This window comes from Nocardiopsis suaedae (genome assembly GCF_027706745.1).
Classification (GTDB): Bacteria; Actinomycetota; Actinomycetes; order Streptosporangiales; family Streptosporangiaceae; genus Nocardiopsis_A; species Nocardiopsis_A suaedae.
In genome coordinates, this window is record NZ_JAQFWP010000106.1 from 1 (window position 1) to 15,119 (window position 15,119).

Here is a 15,119-nt window from a genome sequence, read left to right on the forward strand (position 1 = left end):
GCGTTCAACGCGCCCCCGGGGCAACGAGTGTGCGCTTTCGACCACTCCCACGCGCTCAGTGTGCACTCTTCTGCACACTCGATGCCCGACAGTGCCCGACAGTCCGCCCCGTGTCCGGGATGCCCGGAATGCGGCGCCCGTTCACCCCGCCACGGGCGCGGGCGAGCAGACGCCCACCCCACGGCGCCGCCTTCCCGGGGCGTGAGGAACCCGCCACCCGGCCAGGGCCCGTCAGCGGGGCACCCGCCGAGCCGCCCACCCGCACCGCGAGGAACCCGCCACCCGGCAAGCAAGCCCGGGGAACCACCCCGCTTCCGCCGTCGCCGCCAACCACCCCGACCACGCACACGCCCGGCGGCCGACAGCGCCGCCGAAAGGGCCGCTGACCTTTGTCGTCGCCGCCCCCACCTCGCACTCCGGCCACCTGCCGCCCGGCCATGGCCACGAGTGGGGCACCAGCCGAGCCGCCCGCCCACCTGCACCGCGAGTAGCCCGCCGCCTGGCAGGCAGGCTCGGGGAACCGCTCCGCTCGCGCCGTCGCCGCCCATCACCGGGACCACGCACACGCCCGGCGGCCGAGAGCGCCGCCGCAAGTGCCGCTGACCTTTGTCGTCGCCGCCATCTACCTCGCACTCCGGCCACCTGCCGCCCGGCTGGGGCCCGGCAGCGGGGCACCAGCCGAGCCGCCCGCCCACCTGCACCGCGAGTAGCCCGCCGCCTGGCAGGCAGGCTCGGGGAACCGCTCCGCTCGCGCCGTCGCCGCCCATCACCGGGACCACGCACACGCCCGGCGGCCGAGAGCGCCGCCGCAAGGGCCGCTGACTTTCATCATCGCCGCCAACCACCCCGCACCCCGACCGCCCGCCGCCCGGCCAGGGCCCGTCAGCGGGGTGCCTGCTGTTCCGTTGCCTCTTGCCTTTTGTCTCGTCCTTCGGGTCCCGGAACCTTCCCCTCCCCCGATGTCTGAGATATCGGACAGATGGTGCGCGGCGGTGCTGCGATGGGCCCTTCCGAGGGCGTGGAATGGGGGTATGTCCATCACCGCTACCGGAACCGCCGCCGACACCGCCAGTGCCGCCGAAGTCGTCGTCGGCCGTTCCTCCCTCACCGCCGAAGACGTGGTCGCCGTCGCGCGCGGGGGCGCGCGGGTGCGTCTGGCCGACGACGCCCTCAAGGCGCTCGCCGACGGCCGCGACCGGGTGCGCGCCCTGGCCGAGGGGGAGCAGCCCGCCTACGGCGTCAGCACCGGCTTCGGCGCCCTGGCCACCCGCCACATCGCCCCCGACCTGCGCGCCCGCCTCCAGCGCTCGCTGGTGCGCTCGCACGCCGCCGGGTCCGGCCCCGAGGTGGAGCGCGAGGTCGTGCGCGCCCTGATGCTGCTGCGGCTGCGCACCCTGGCCTCCGGCGGCACCGGGGTGGAGCCCGCCACCGCCCGGACCCTGGCGGGCCTGCTCAACGCGGGCATCACCCCGGTCGTGCTGGAGTACGGCAGCCTCGGCTGCTCCGGCGACCTGGCCCCGCTCAGCCACGTCGCGCTGGCCCTGATGGGCGAGGGCGACGTCCGCGACGCCTCCGGTGAGCTCCTCCCCGCCGCCGACGCGCTGCACGCCGCCGGGCTGGAGCCGGTCGAGCTCGGCGCCAAGGAGGGCCTGGCGCTCATCAACGGCACCGACGGCATGCTCGGCATGCTCCTGCTGGCCTGCCACGACCTGGAGCGGCTGCTGCGCACCGCCGACGTCACCGCCGCCATGAGCGTGGAGGCGCTGCTGGGCACCGACCGCGTGTTCACCGCCGACCTGCAGGACATGCGCCCCCACCCCGGCCAGGCCGACGCCGCCGCCAACATGCTGGCGCTGCTCGACGGCTCGCCCATCGTCGCCTCGCACCGCGGCCCCGACTGCACCCGCGTGCAGGACGCCTACTCCCTGCGGTGCGCCCCGCAGGTCGCCGGGGCCGCCCGGGACACCCTGGAGCACGCCCGTACCGTCGCCGAACGCGAACTCGCCGCCGTCATCGACAACCCGGTGATCACCCCGGACGGCCGCGTGGAGTCCAACGGCAACTTCCACGGCGCCCCCGTGGGCTACGTCCTGGACTTCCTCGCGATCGCCGCCGCCGACGTGGCCTCCATCGCCGAGCGCCGCACCGACCGGATGCTCGACGTGGCCCGCTCGCACGGCCTGCCCGCGTTCCTGGCCGACGACCCCGGCGTGGACTCCGGCCACATGATCGCCCAGTACACCCAGGCCGGGCTGGTCTCGGAGATGAAGCGGCTCGCCGCCCCGGCCAGCGTCGACTCCATCCCCTCCTCGGCGATGCAGGAGGACCACGTCTCCATGGGCTGGGCGGCCGCCCGCAAGCTGCGCCGCGCCGTCGCCGCCCTGACCGACGTCCTCGCCGTCGAGCTGCTCACCGCCGCCCGCGCCTTGGACCTGCGCTCCCCGCTGGAGCCCGGCCCGGCCACCGGCGCGGTGCGCGACACGGTCCGCACCCGCGTTCCCGGCCCCGGCCCCGACCGCTACCTCGCCCCCGAGATCGCCGAAGTCGCGGCCCTGATCACCGACGGCACCGCGGTGTCGGCCGCCGCGTCCGTCACCCCCCTGCGCTGAACCCGCCCGCGCTGCACCCAGGAGGCGTCATGGCAGCCGAACCCGCCCCCCGCACCGTCCGCGCCCCGCGCGGCACCGCCCGCACAGCCAAGGGCTGGCCCCAGGAGGCCGCCCTGCGGATGCTGCACAACAACCTCGACCCGGAGGTGGCCGAGCACCCCGAGCGGCTCGTCGTCTACGGCGGCACCGGCAAGGCCGCCCGCGACTGGGCCAGCTTCGACCGGATCACCGCCTCCCTGCGCGACCTGGAGGGCGACGAGACCCTGCTCGTGCAGTCGGGCCGCCCGGTCGGCATCATGCGCACCCACGAGTGGGCGCCCCGGGTGCTCATCGCCAACTCCAACCTGGTGGGCGACTGGGCCAACTGGGAGGAGTTCCGCCGCCTGGAGGCGCTGGGCCTGACCATGTACGGCCAGATGACCGCCGGGTCCTGGATCTACATCGGCACCCAGGGCATCCTCCAGGGCACCTACGAGACCTTCGGCGCGGTCGCCGCCGAGCGCGGCGGCACCCTGGAGGGCACCATCACCCTCACCGCCGGGCTCGGCGGCATGGGCGGCGCCCAGCCGCTGGCCGTCACCATGAACGGCGGCGTGGCGATGGTCGTCGAGTGCGACCCCAGCCGCATCGACCGCCGCATCGAGCACCGGTACCTGGACGTGCGCGCCGACACCGTCGACGAGGCGCTGCGCCTGGCCACCGAGGCCCGCGACGCGCGCCGCCCGCTGTCGGTGGGCCTACTCGGCAACGCCGCCGAGGTGGTGCCCGAGCTGCTGCGCCGCGGCGCCCCCGTCGACATCGTCACCGACCAGACCAGCGCCCACGACCCGCTGTCCTACCTGCCCGCCGGGGTGGCCTTCGAGGACTGGGCCGACTACGCCCGCGCCAAGCCCGCCGAGTTCACCGCCCGCGCCCGCGAGTCCATGGCCGCGCACGTGGAGGCCATGGTCGGGTTCATGGACGCCGGGGCCGAGGTCTTCGACTACGGCAACTCCATCCGCGGCGAGGCCCGCGAGGCCGGGTTCGCCCGCGCCTTCGACTTCCCCGGCTTCGTTCCCGCCTACATCCGCCCGCTGTTCTGCGAGGGCAAGGGCCCGTTCCGGTGGGCGGCGCTGTCCGGAGACCCCGCCGACATCGCCCGCACCGACCGCGCCGTGCTGGACCTGTTCCCGGAGAACGAGCACCTGGCCCGGTGGATCCGCATGGCCGGGGAGAAGGTCGCCTACCAGGGCCTGCCCGCCCGCATCTGCTGGCTGGGCCAGGGTGAGCGCGCCCGGGCCGGGGAGCGGTTCAACGAGCTGGTGGCGTCCGGCGAGGTGAGCGCCCCGCTGGCGATCGGCCGCGACCACCTGGACACCGGGTCGGTCGCCTCCCCCTACCGGGAGACCGAGTCGATGCGCGACGGCTCCGACGCCATCGCCGACTGGCCGCTGCTCAACGCCCTGGTCAACACCGCCTCCGGCGCCTCGTGGGTGTCGCTGCACCACGGCGGCGGGGTCGGCATGGGCCGCTCCCTGCACGCCGGGCAGGTCAGCGTCGCCGACGGCAGCGAGCTCGCGGCGCGGAAGCTGCGCAGGGTGCTCACCAACGACCCGGGCATGGGAGTCATCCGGCACGCCGACGCGGGCTACCCGGAGGCCGAGGCGGTCGCCGAGCGCGAGGGCCTGCGCCTGCCGATGCGGGAGGGCGGCGCCGGTGCCTGACCCCGCCGACCCCGCCGGCCCGGCCGACGCCACCGGCCCCGCGTTCACCGCCGACACCGTGTTCGACCGCCTCTGGGACGACCTGGCCCCCATCGGCCGCCACGCCGCGACCGGCGGCTACCGCCGCTACACCTTCGGCGGCCCCGACCCGGAGCTGCGCGACTGGTTCCACCGGGCCGCCGCCGATGCGGGCCTGGACGTGGAGACCGACGGCAACGGCAACATGTGGGCCTGGTGGGGCGCGCCCGGCCCGGACGCCGTGGTCACCGGATCCCACCTGGACTCGGTGCCCGACGGCGGCGCCTACGACGGCCCGCTGGGCGTGGTCAGCGCCCTGGCGGCCGTGGCCGAGCTGCGCCGCCGCGGCGTCCGCCCACGCCGCCCCGTCGCGGTCGCGGTCTTCGCCGAGGAGGAGGGCGCCCGCTTCGGCGTCCCCTGCCTGGGCAGCCGCCTGCTCACCGGGGCCCTCGCCCCCGAGCGGGCGGCCGCCCTGGCCGACCCCTCCGGCACGACCTGGGCCCAGGCCATGGAGCAGGTGGGCCTGGACCCGGACCGGATGGGCCCCGACCCCGAGCGGCTGGCCCGGATCGGCTGCTTCATCGAACTGCACGTGGAGCAGGGCCGCGCCCTGGCCGACCTGGACCGCGCGGTCGGCGCCGCCCGCTCCATCTGGCCGCACGGCCGCTGGCGCTGGACCTTCACCGGCCGCGCCGACCACGCGGGCACCACGCGCCTGGAGGACCGCCGCGACCCGATGCTGCCCATGGCCCGCATGGTGCTGGCGGCCCGCGCGGCGGCGGCCGAGCACGGCGCGGTGGCCACCGTCGGCCGGGTGGAGGCCGAGCCCAACGGCACCAACGCGATCGCCTCCCGGGTGCGGGCCTGGCTGGACGCCCGCGCGCCCGGCGCCGAGAGCCTGGACAAGGTGGTGGGCGACGTCGCCGCCGAGGTGCGCAGGGCCGCCGCCGACCAGGGGGTGGCCGCTGACGAGCACCAGGAGTCCGACACCCCCGTGGTCGAGTTCGACGGCGGCCTGCGCGACCGGGTGGCCGCCGTCGCCGGGGGAGCGGACGGCCCCGCCCCGGTCCTGCCGACCGGCGCGGGCCACGACGCCGGGGTCCTGGCCGGGTCGGTGCCGACGGCGATGCTGTTCGTGCGGAACCCGACCGGGGTGTCCCACTCCCCGGAGGAGTACGCCGAGCGCGCCGACTGCCACGCGGGCGTGTGGGCCCTGGCCGACGTCCTGCAGGACCTCGCGGGCGGAGAGGCCTGACGATCGAGGGCAGAGGAGAAGGGGAGGCACTGGCCGGAGGGCGCCGGGCGAGGCGCGCCGACCGGCGCCTCCCCGTGCGGCGGCCGCCTCACCGTCGAGCAGAGTGGAGCCCGGCCGTGCTCGGCGGTGGCGGGGGCGGGGCCGTGTCCTCTGGAGCCGTGGAGTCTTCGACGGCCGTGGCCGCTCGCCGACAGGCACCCCGCCGACCCCGTCCACCCCGACAGTGAAGGAGAAATGAGTGTCCGCCACCGACGACCGCGACGGGCTGTACTGGTGTGAATGGGCCCTCGTCGACCCCGAGCCCGGGCCCGGGGCCGACGTCGGGGCCGCCGCGCCCGGTGCCGTCATCGAGGTCCGCGACGGCCGGATCGCCTCCGTCAGCACCGGCGAACCCGCGCCCCCGCCCGGGGCCGAGCGCCTCGACGGGCTAACGGTGCCCGGCTTCGCCAACGCCCACTCCCACGCCTTCCACCGCGCCCTGCGCGGCCGCACCGGTGAGCACGGCGGCTCCTTCTGGACCTGGCGCGAGCTCATGTACCGCGCCGCCGAGCGCCTGACCCCCGACTCCTACCGCGCCCTCGCCGCCGGGGTGTACGCCGAGATGGCCCTGGCCGGGGTCACCTGCGTGGGCGAGTTCCACTACCTCCACCACGCCCCCGGCGGCAAGCGCTACGACGACCCCAACGCCATGGGCGCGGCCCTCGTCGCCGCCGCGGCCGACGCCGGGATCCGCATCACCCTTCTCGACACCCTCTACCTGTCCGGCGGCCTCGGCCCCGACGGCGGACACCGCCCCCTGGAGGGCGCCCAGCTCCGGTTCGGCGACGGCGGCGCCGAGGAGTGGGCCGAGCGCGTGGCCGCCTTCCGTCCGGACGGCGGCCACGCCCGCGTGGGCACCGCCGCGCACTCGGTGCGCGCCGTCCCCGCCGATCAGCTCGCCCGCTTCGCCGCCCTGCACGGCCCCGACGGCCTCGACTGGGCCGCCCCGCACGTCCACCTGTCCGAGCAGCCCGCCGAGAACGCGGCCTGCCGCGCCCAGTACGGCCGCACCCCCGCCGCCCAGCTGGAGCACGTGGGCCTCTTCACCGACCTGCACCCGGTGGCGGTGCACGCCACCCACCTGGAGCCCGCCGACACGGCGCTGCTGCGCGAGGCCGCCGCCGGGGTGTGCCTGTGCCCGACCACCGAACGCGACCTCGCCGACGGCCTGCCCCCGCTGGCCGACCTCGACCCCGCCCGCGTCGCCCTCTCCCTGGGCAGCGACGGCCACTCCACCATCGACCTGCTGGAGGAGGCGCGCGGCGTGGAGATGCACGAGCGGCTGCGCACCGGCCGCCGCGGCACCGTCTCCGCGCCGATGCTGCTGGACGCCCTGCACGAGGGCGGCCACGCCGAGGCCCTCGGATGGCACGACGCCGGGTGGATCGCCTCGGGCAAGCGCGCCGACCTGGTCGTGCTCGACCTGGGGTCGGTGCGCATGGCCGGGTTCGACCCGCGCCGCGCCGCCGACGCCGCCGTGTTCGCGGCCACGGCGGCCGAGGTGCGCCACACCATGGCCGACGGCCGGTGGATCGTGCGCGACCGCGTGCACACCTCCCTGCCCGACGCCGCCGCCCGCCTGCACACCGCCATCACGGGGCTGCTGGCCTGAGGCCGCGGCCCAGGCCCGCACCAGCCGCGACGACCGCGATGACCGCGATGCCCCACGACGGGGACCCGCCGCCCGGGCGCGGGGGAACGACCACGAAGGAGCCCAGATGACCGGACCGACACCCGACGGAACCGCCCCCGCCGACGCCGCGCCCGAGACGGTGCTCATCGACGGCATCGGCGTCCTGGCCACCAACGACCCCGCGCTGGGGGAGGGCGCCACCGGCGCCGTCGCCGACGCCGCCCTGGTGATCGAGGGCGGGACCGTCGCCTGGGCCGGCCCCTCCTCCCGGGCGCCCGCCGCCGACGCCCGCGTGGACGCCGGGGGCCGCTGCGTCGTGCCCGGATTCGTCGACAGCCACTCGCACATCGTCTTCGCCGGGGACCGCGGCAAGGAGTTCGGCGCCCGGATGAGCGGGCGCCCCTACGAGGCCGGGGGCATCCGCACCACGGTGGCCGCCACCCGCGCCGCCTCCGACTCCGAGCTGCTGGACAAGGCCACCCGCCTGCTCAACGAGGCCCGTGCCCAGGGGACCACCACCCTGGAGATCAAGTCCGGCTACGGACTGAGCACCGCCGACGAGGAGCGCGCGCTGCGCGTCGCCGGCCGCCTCACCGAGGAGACCACCTACCTGGGCGCCCACATCGTCCCGCCCGAATACGCCGACGACCCGCAGGGCTACGTCGACCTGGTCACCGGCGAGATGCTCGACGCCTGCGCCCCGCACGCGCGCTGGATCGACGTGTTCTGCGAGCGCGGCGCCTTCGACGAGGAGGCCTCACGGCGCATCCTCAAGGCGGGCATGGACCGCGGCCTGCTCGCCCGCGTACACGGCAACCAGCTCGGCCCGGGCCCCGGCGCGCGCCTGGCCGCCGAGCTCGGCGCCGCCTCGGTGGACCACTGCACCTACCTGGAGCCCGGGGATGTGGAGGCGCTGGCGTCCTCGGACACCGTCGCCACCCTGCTGCCCGGCGTCGACTTCTCCACCCGCCAGCCCTACCCGGACGCGCGCGCCCTCATCGACGCCGGCGCCACCGTCGCCCTGGCCAGCGACTGCAACCCGGGGTCGTGCTTCACCTCCAGCCTGGCGTTCTGCATCGCCCTGGCGGTGCGCGAGATGCGGATGACGCCGGAGGAGGCCCTGTGGGCGGCCACCGCGGGCGGGGCGCGGGCGCTGCGCCGCACCGACGTGGGGCACCTCGCCCCGGGGGCCCGCGCCGACCTCGTCGTGCTGGAGGCGCCGGACCCGGTGTACCTGGCCTACCGTCCCGGCGTGCCGATGACGGCGGCCGTGTGGCGGGAGGGCCGACCCGTTGCAGGTTCGGAACTCACCCGGGGTTGACCCGGGCGTAGCGCGCCCGAAACCTCGGCCCTGCAGGCTGTTCGGTGACGGCGGGGCCACCAGGGTCACGGGGCCCCGCCCGAGACCGAGGAGGTGCCGGCGCACCGACGCCCGCCCACGCGTTCGCGGGGTGGCCGGAAGGGCGCCGGGTGGGCACCGAATCGGCCCTCAACCGCTCCGGGGCCGCTGGGCGGTAGGGGCGCGGGTGCCGGGAGCCAGGGGTGCGCTCCCGGAGCCGTGTAGGGGGACCGGACGCCAGGGAATCCGGTCTCCCGTCCCCGAACCCGGGGTGTGCGGCGGTGCGGGGTGTCCCGGCGAGGCGGTGTCGGACGCCGGGGCGCTCCCACCGCCCGAATGTCGCACCCTGCCGTTAGCTTGGCGCGCATGAGTGCACACGCGACGGAATCAGGATGCCGGCCATGCCCGGTACACCTACCGTCTGCGCGTGTCGAGCACCGCGCGGCGCTCCCTGCTCAAGGAGTGGGGGCGGTGCCGGTGGGTGTGGAACGCGTGCGTGGCCGCTTCCAAGGCCGTGCACAGGGCCCGCGAGGAGTGCGGCCCGGCGCGGCTGGACAGGATGCTGACCGGCTGGCGCCCGGCGAAGCGGTGGCTGCGCAAGGGCGCCTCGGTCCCCCCAGCAGCAGACCGTCCGGGACTTCGCCGCCTCCCGCGCAAAGGCCCTCAAGGACATCAAGGCCCGGCTGCCCGTGCACCGGCGCGCGGGCATGCCCCGGTTCAAAAAGCGCGACCGCGCCGACCCGACGCTGAACTACACCCGTCGCGGCTTCCGGCTGCGCGATGGCAGGTTGCACCTGGCCGGGGGCATCGCGGTCCGGGTGGTCTGGTCGCGCGCCCTGCCCGCCGACCCGTCGTCGGTGCGGGTGTACCGGGACGCGTTGGGGCACTGGTACGCCCGTTCGCCCGGCCCAGGAGGGGAATCACGGGAATCGCCGAGATGCGGAGGGGCGGGGGACGGGGACCCGCCGGGTCGCCGCCGCTCACCGCCCGGCTCCACCGAGGGCGCGTCCGGAGTCCGGTGGGCCCCGCCGGGCGGTGGGCCTCCGGCGGCCCGACCGGTCGGGCCTTTCCGATGGCGGCGGGGAGATTCAACGCCGCCGACGCGTTCAGCGGCGGTTCCGTCGAGGTCGACGAGGCAGGGGCCGGGCGGTGGTGTCCCCGACCCAGGGCGGGGCGCCGGCGCGGTATCTCCGGGGGCGGCGGGGAAGCAGGACAGGGGAGAGGCGCCGCAGGGGCGTGGGCCCCCGCGGCGGACGCCGTGAGCGCGGCCGGTCAGGCCTCGGCGGACTCGTCGGCGGACTCCTCGTTGGAGGCGTCGGAGCCGTCGGAGGCGTCAGGGGCGGAGTCGGCCGACGCGGCCTTGGCCGATTCGGCCTTCTTGGCGCGGCGCTTCTTGACCGGGCGGGAGTAGTCGACGAGCGGCTCGAAGCGGGTCTCGTGCTCCTTCTTGCACTCGTCGCAGGCGTCGATCTCGCGGACCTGGCCCTCCCAGGCGAACTGGATGACCTCAGTCGCCTCGACCTTCTCGTCGCGGACGGCGTGCTGGTCGCAATACTTGCGCGTGAAGACCTCGGTGACCACGGCGGTGGCATCCCTTCGGTTCGGGTGGGTACGGACGCCCGAATCATACACGTGTTCGACGCCCTGGTCTCGGGGTTCGCGCGGGATCGGCGCCGCGCGCCCGGCCGGACCCGCGCAGGGGAGGGCGTCCGCAGAACATGGAGAGGTGCGGGGGAAAGCCTAGTGGATCGCGCGCGCGAGGCCGGTCGGGCGGCGCGCGTGAACGGGGCGCGCATGGCGGACGTCACTCCAGGCTTTGTTTCTTAGGAAGATATTTTCTGGTTTGATGATGGACCGGCGTCACGGCATCGCACGCCGTGACCGCCACCGTCCGGAAACGAGGCCGCCGACAGGCGGCAGACAGGGAATCGACGAGACGATGAACGTACTCACCGGCCGGGCCAAGGGCCCGGCGGCCGACGTGACCGCACTCATCGCCCGAATCGCCGTGGGGATCGTGTTCATCGCGCACGGGTGGCAGAAGATCAGCGAGATGGGGCTGGGCGGCACCGCCGGAATGATGGGGAGCATGGGGATCCCCGCGCCCCAGGCCGCGGCCCTCTTCGCCATCGTCGTCGAGCTCGGCGGCGGCGTTCTGCTCCTCGTCGGCCTCCTCCAGCCGGTCGCCGGGGTGCTGCTGGCCCTGCAGATGGGCGGCGCCATCTTCTTCGTGCACGCGGGCAACGGCCTGATCGGCGAGGGGGGCTACGAGCTCCCGCTGGTCCTCGGGCTGAGCGCGCTGGCCCTCGGCTTCAACGGCGGCCGGTTCGCGCTCGACCGCCTGCTCCCCTGGGGGCGCGAGCGCCGCCCGCAGGAGGCCGCGGCGGTCTGAGCGCCGGGGTCGGGCCTGGGCGGCCGCGCCCCGCGGGGGCGTGCTCCCACCCGCCCGGGCGGGGGAGCGGACACGGCAGGGGCGGCCCGACGGGCCGCCCCTGCGGTGCCTCGAGGGGCGGTCGCGGGCGCGGTGCCGCTTCCGGCGGCAGGTCGCCCCGGCCCCCATCGAGATCATCGGGGAGCCGGGCCGGAGGCGTCCGCACCAACTCTGGCCCCACGGTGCGGCCTCCCGCTGGGCCCCACGGTGCCGGCCCCCGCGCCGGGCGGGTTCGCAGTGCTCCTACCCGGCCGAGCCACGGCAAGGGGCGGGTACGCAATTGCGTACCCGCCCCTTGCGTATACGGCACGCCGCCGGAGGCGGATCCGCCGCTGCGGCGGCACACGCGCATCCGTATCCCCATTCTTCGGGCATCCCGCACCACGATTTCGGAGTACCGCACCCGTCTGACCAGGCGACTGCCTATCGTGGGCCACTACTGAGCGCCGCGGCACGGGGCGCGTCCGCAGGGGCGGGGGGAGAGCCGGACCCTGCGGATGCCGCGGCGCCGTTCTCGACGTTTCTCGGGGGAGGAGCAGCGTTGCGGTATCTGGAGGAGGGGGAGGCCGGCCCGGCACCCGCGGACGAAGGCACGGGGGCGCCGCCGCAGCGCGCCTCGCGCCTGGCCGCGGACGCGCGCTTCGTCCGGCTGCGCCGCCGGTTCGCGGTGCAGTCGGTGCTGCTCGTGACGGTCTTCCTGGGCTGGTACATGGCCTACCTGGTGCTGTCGGTCTACGCCCGCGGGCTGATGGCCGTCCCGGTGTACGGCGCCGTCAACGTCGGCCTGCTGCTGGGGGTGGGCCAGTTCGCCACCACCTTCCTGCTCGCCTGGCTGTTCGTCTGGTACTCCGAGCACCGGCTGGACCCCCTGGCCGAGGAGATCCGCGCCGACGCCGAGCAGGCCCGCGCCGCGGCGCTCGCCCGCGAGGGACGGGTGGTGCGCCCGTGACGTCCGCAGTGCGGGAGGCCGCGCAGGGCCTCGACGCCGCCCACGCCTGGACCCTGGCGCTGTGCGGGCTGTTCATCGTGGTCACCCTCGCCATCACGGTGCGGGCGCGGCGCAGCACCAAGGGCGCCGTCGACTACTACGCCGGGGGCCGCGGCTTCAGCAGCACCCAGAACGGGCTGGCGCTGACCGGGGACTACCTGTCCGCCGCCTCCTTCCTCGGCATCGCCGGGCTGATCGCCCTCAACGGCTACGACGGCTTCCTGTACTCCATCGGGTTCCTGGTGGCCTGGCTGCTGGTGCTGCCCATGGCCCAGCTCATGCGCAACTGCGGCCGGTTCACCATGGCCGACCTGCCCGCCTTCCGCATGCGCCGGATGCGGGTGCGCCTGGCCTGCACCACCTCCACCGTCACGGTGAGCGTGGTCTACCTCATCGCCCAGATGGTGGGGGCGGGCGCGCTGGTCACCATGCTGCTCGGCATCGACCGTGGCGGCACCTTCCTCGGCATGTCCGGCGAGCAGACCCGCACCGCCGCCATCGTCCTGGTCGGCGTGCTCATGGTCGTCTACATCATGTACGGCGGCATGAAGGCCGCCACCTGGCTGCAGATCGTCAAGGCGGGCCTGCTGCTCACCGCGACCGGGCTGATGACCGTCATGGTGCTGGCGGTGTTCGGGTTCGACGTGAGCGCCCTGCTCACCCGCGCCGCCGACAACAGCGGGCAGGGCCAGGCGTTCCTGGAGCCGGGGCGGCTGTTCGGGGTCGAGGTGGCCGGGGACCCGCGGCAGAGCCTGTTCAACAAGCTCGACCTGTTCAGCCTCGGGCTGGCGCTGGTGCTCGGCACGGCCGCCCTGCCGCACATCCTCATCCGCTTCTACACCGTGCCCGACGGCCGCGCCGCCCGCAGCTCGGTCAAGCGCACCATCGTGCTGGTCGGGGTGTTCTACCTGATGACGCTGGCGCTCGGCTTCGGCGCGGCGGCGCTGGTCGGGCCCGAGCGGATCGCGGCCCAGGACGCCTCCGGCAACGCGGCGGTGCCCCAGCTCGCCGCGGAGCTGGGGCGGATCGCGGCCGGGCCGGTGGGGGCGGCGCTCATGCTGGCGTTCGTGTCCGCGGTGGCGCTGGCGACGATCCTCGCGGTGATCGCCAGCCTCACCCTGGCCTCGTCGTCGTCCATGGCGCACGACTTCTTCGGGCACATCCTCATGTGGGGCCGCCCCAAGGAGTCCCAGGAGGTGGGGGTCGCCCGGTTCTCGGCCGTGCTCGTCGGGGCGGTGGCCATCCTGCTGGCGGTGCGCGCCCAGCACCTCAACGTCGCCTTCCTGGTGGGGCTGGCGTTCGCGATCGCGGCCGCCGCCAACCTGCCGGTGATCGTGCTGACCATGTTCTGGCGCGGCTTCAACACCAAGGGCGTGGAGTGGGGCGTGTACGGCGGGCTGGGCTGCTCGCTGCTGCTGGTGCTGCTCTCGCCGGTGGTGTCGGGCAAGGCCCACCCGGTGACGGGGGAGAACCTGTCGCTGCTCCCGGCCTGGGTGGACATCCAGGTGTTCCCGTTGGAGAACCCGGGGCTGGTGGCGATCCCGTTCGGGTTCGTGTCCGCGGTCGTCGGGTCGCTGATGTCCGGGGAGAGGGACGGGGCCCGGTACCGGGAGATGCGGCTGCGGGCCCTGACCGGCCTCGGCGCGAACTGACCCGGGGCGGACCGGCCCGGCGTTGACCGGCCCAGCGTTGACCGGCCCGGCGCGGGGCGGCGCCGTCTCCGGTGCTTCCCCTCCGACGTCGTCGCCACGTGGCACCATCGCCCGTATGACTCGATATGCGGTGCTGCTGCGGGGCGTCAACGTCGGAGGTAAGCGCAAGGTCCCCATGGCCGACCTGCGCGAGGTGCTGACCGGGGTCGGGCACACCGCCCCCGCCACGCTCCTGCAGAGCGGCAACGCGGTCTTCACCGCGCGTGACGGGGGCGGCGGCGCCGACGCGCTCCGGGCAGAACTGGAGGCGGCGCTGGCGGACCGCTTCGGCTTCCCCGTCGAGGCGCTACTGCGCGACGAGGCGCAGCTGTCCGCCGTCGTGGAAGCCAACCCCCTTGAGGTCGGCGACCCGTCGCGGTTCCTCGTCCTCTTCGTGGACGGGCCGGTCGCCGCCACGGACCTGGCCGGGATCGACGCCGCCTCCTACGCCCCCGAGACGATGGCGGCGGGGGAGCAGGAGGTGTACCTCGCCCTCCCGGACGGCCTGCGCAACGCGAAACTGCCCGGCCTGGTCGAGCGGGCGCTGCGCGGGCGCACCGCCACCGGGCGCAACTGGCGCACGGTGCTGCGGCTGCTCGACATGGTGCGCGGATGATCACCATCACCCGGCGCCGGTGCGCCGCAGCCCGCCGGAGACGGAATAGCCCGCCCTGAGCCGGTGTTCCCGCTGTTCGCGGGCGCGCACGCGCCCGGTGGGCGAACATCGAGGGGAATCCGGAACCGTGCGCGTCGACATCTGGTCCGACATCGTCTGTCCGTGGTGCTACATCGGCAAGGCCCGCTTCGAGCGCGCCCTCGCCGCCTTTGAGCACGCCGACGAGGTGGAGGTGGAGTTCCACAGCTTCCGGCTGGACCCGTCGGCGCCGGAGGAGCCCGAGCCCCTGCTCGACGCCCTCGCCGACAAGTACGGGATGAGTGCGGAGCAGGCCCGCGCGGCCGACGCGGGCGCCCGCGCCAACGCCGAGGGGGAGGGGCTCCCCTTCACCTCCGAGCGGTCGCACGCCAACACCTTCGACGCGCACCGGCTGCTCCACCTGGCGCGGGACCGGGGGTTGCAGCACGAGGCCGTCGACACCCTGTTCCGCGCGTACTTCGGAGAGGGGGCCGACGTGTTCGGCCGCGACGCGCTCGTCGGGCTCGCCGAGAAGGCGGGGTTGGACGCGGATGAGGCGCGCCGCGTGCTGGACGGGCGGCAGTACGCCGACCATGTCGAGGACGACACCGAACAGGCCCGGGCGCTGGGAGCGACCGGGGTGCCGTTCTTCGTGGTCGACGAGCGGTACGGGGTGTCCGGGGCGCAGCCCGCCGACGTGTTCGCCCAGGTTCTGGAGAAGGCCTGGGAGGAGAAGGAGTGAACCCCGGGGCCGCCCGTTCGGCCCCGCCCGCCCCGCC

At 75.4% G+C, this 15,119-nt stretch carries 12 protein-coding genes; 10 read left to right on the forward strand and 2 right to left on the reverse strand.

The window, feature by feature from the left end; genetic code table 11:
* Positions 1-1,031 precede the first annotated feature (1,031 nt).
* From hutH to hutI, 5 genes are all read left to right on the forward strand, one after another.
* Entirely contained in the window at positions 1,032-2,609 is a 1,578-nt protein-coding gene (gene hutH, locus O4U47_RS30165) for a histidine ammonia-lyase (RefSeq protein ID WP_270681398.1), read from the forward strand.
* 29 nt (positions 2,610-2,638) lie between these two features.
* Positions 2,639-4,312 (forward strand): urocanate hydratase, encoded by a 1,674-nt coding sequence (gene hutU, locus O4U47_RS30170; RefSeq protein ID WP_270681399.1) that lies wholly within the window; start codon positions 2,639-2,641, stop codon positions 4,310-4,312.
* Between the two features lie 58 nt (positions 4,313-4,370).
* Complete coding sequence (locus tag O4U47_RS30175) at positions 4,371-5,585, forward strand: allantoate amidohydrolase (protein ID WP_270681408.1); 1,215 nt, start codon at positions 4,371-4,373, stop codon at positions 5,583-5,585.
* A 238-nt stretch (positions 5,586-5,823) separates the two neighbouring features.
* The gene (locus tag O4U47_RS30180; protein ID WP_270681400.1) at positions 5,824-7,236 is read left to right on the forward strand and encodes a formimidoylglutamate deiminase; all 1,413 of its coding nucleotides are present in this window, start codon (positions 5,824-5,826) and stop codon (positions 7,234-7,236) included.
* Positions 7,237-7,342: 106 nt separating this feature from the next.
* Complete coding sequence (gene hutI / locus O4U47_RS30185; protein ID WP_270681401.1) at positions 7,343-8,578, forward strand: imidazolonepropionase; 1,236 nt, start codon at positions 7,343-7,345, stop codon at positions 8,576-8,578.
* A 432-nt stretch (positions 8,579-9,010) separates the two neighbouring features.
* On the opposite strand, the gene O4U47_RS30190 is transcribed toward hutI, so the two are convergent.
* Positions 9,011-9,196, reverse strand: coding sequence for a hypothetical protein (locus tag O4U47_RS30190; protein WP_270681402.1), 186 nt, complete (start codon positions 9,194-9,196; stop codon positions 9,011-9,013).
* 672 nt (positions 9,197-9,868) lie between these two features.
* Positions 9,869-10,177, reverse strand: coding sequence for a hypothetical protein (locus O4U47_RS30195; RefSeq protein WP_270681403.1), 309 nt, complete (start codon positions 10,175-10,177; stop codon positions 9,869-9,871).
* 358 nt (positions 10,178-10,535) lie between these two features.
* Between O4U47_RS30195 and O4U47_RS30200 the strand changes: the two genes are divergently transcribed.
* The 5 genes from O4U47_RS30200 (at position 10,536) to O4U47_RS30220 (ending at position 15,082) form a co-directional block, all read left to right on the forward strand.
* Positions 10,536-10,988 carry a DoxX family protein gene (locus tag O4U47_RS30200; RefSeq protein WP_270681404.1) on the forward strand — a complete coding sequence of 151 codons (453 nt, stop codon included), beginning with the start codon at positions 10,536-10,538 and terminating at the stop codon, positions 10,986-10,988.
* Between the two features lie 580 nt (positions 10,989-11,568).
* On the forward strand, positions 11,569-11,976 hold the full coding sequence (locus tag O4U47_RS30205) for a DUF485 domain-containing protein (RefSeq protein WP_270681405.1): 408 nt from the start codon (positions 11,569-11,571) through the stop codon (positions 11,974-11,976).
* Between the two features lie 8 nt (positions 11,977-11,984).
* Entirely contained in the window at positions 11,985-13,667 is a 1,683-nt protein-coding gene (locus O4U47_RS30210) for a solute symporter family protein (RefSeq protein WP_270681409.1), read from the forward strand.
* 115 nt (positions 13,668-13,782) lie between these two features.
* On the forward strand, positions 13,783-14,322 hold the full coding sequence (locus O4U47_RS30215; protein WP_270681406.1) for a DUF1697 domain-containing protein: 540 nt from the start codon (positions 13,783-13,785) through the stop codon (positions 14,320-14,322).
* A gap of 127 nt (positions 14,323-14,449) precedes the next feature.
* Positions 14,450-15,082 carry a DsbA family oxidoreductase gene (locus O4U47_RS30220; protein WP_270681407.1) on the forward strand — a complete coding sequence of 211 codons (633 nt, stop codon included), beginning with the start codon at positions 14,450-14,452 and terminating at the stop codon, positions 15,080-15,082.
* Positions 15,083-15,119: the final 37 nt, after the last annotated feature.

Bases quoted from the DNA above. Each gene is read 5' to 3' on its own strand.
- hutI (WP_270681401.1), top strand. From the start codon at position 7,343: ATGACCGGACCGACACCCGACGGAACCGCCCCCGCCGACGCCGCGCCC.
- O4U47_RS30215 (WP_270681406.1), top strand. From the start codon at position 13,783: ATGACTCGATATGCGGTGCTGCTGCGGGGCGTCAACGTCGGAGGTAAG.
- hutH (WP_270681398.1), top strand. From the start codon at position 1,032: ATGTCCATCACCGCTACCGGAACCGCCGCCGACACCGCCAGTGCCGCC.
- O4U47_RS30200 (WP_270681404.1), top strand. From the start codon at position 10,536: ATGAACGTACTCACCGGCCGGGCCAAGGGCCCGGCGGCCGACGTGACC.
- hutU (WP_270681399.1), top strand. From the start codon at position 2,639: ATGGCAGCCGAACCCGCCCCCCGCACCGTCCGCGCCCCGCGCGGCACC.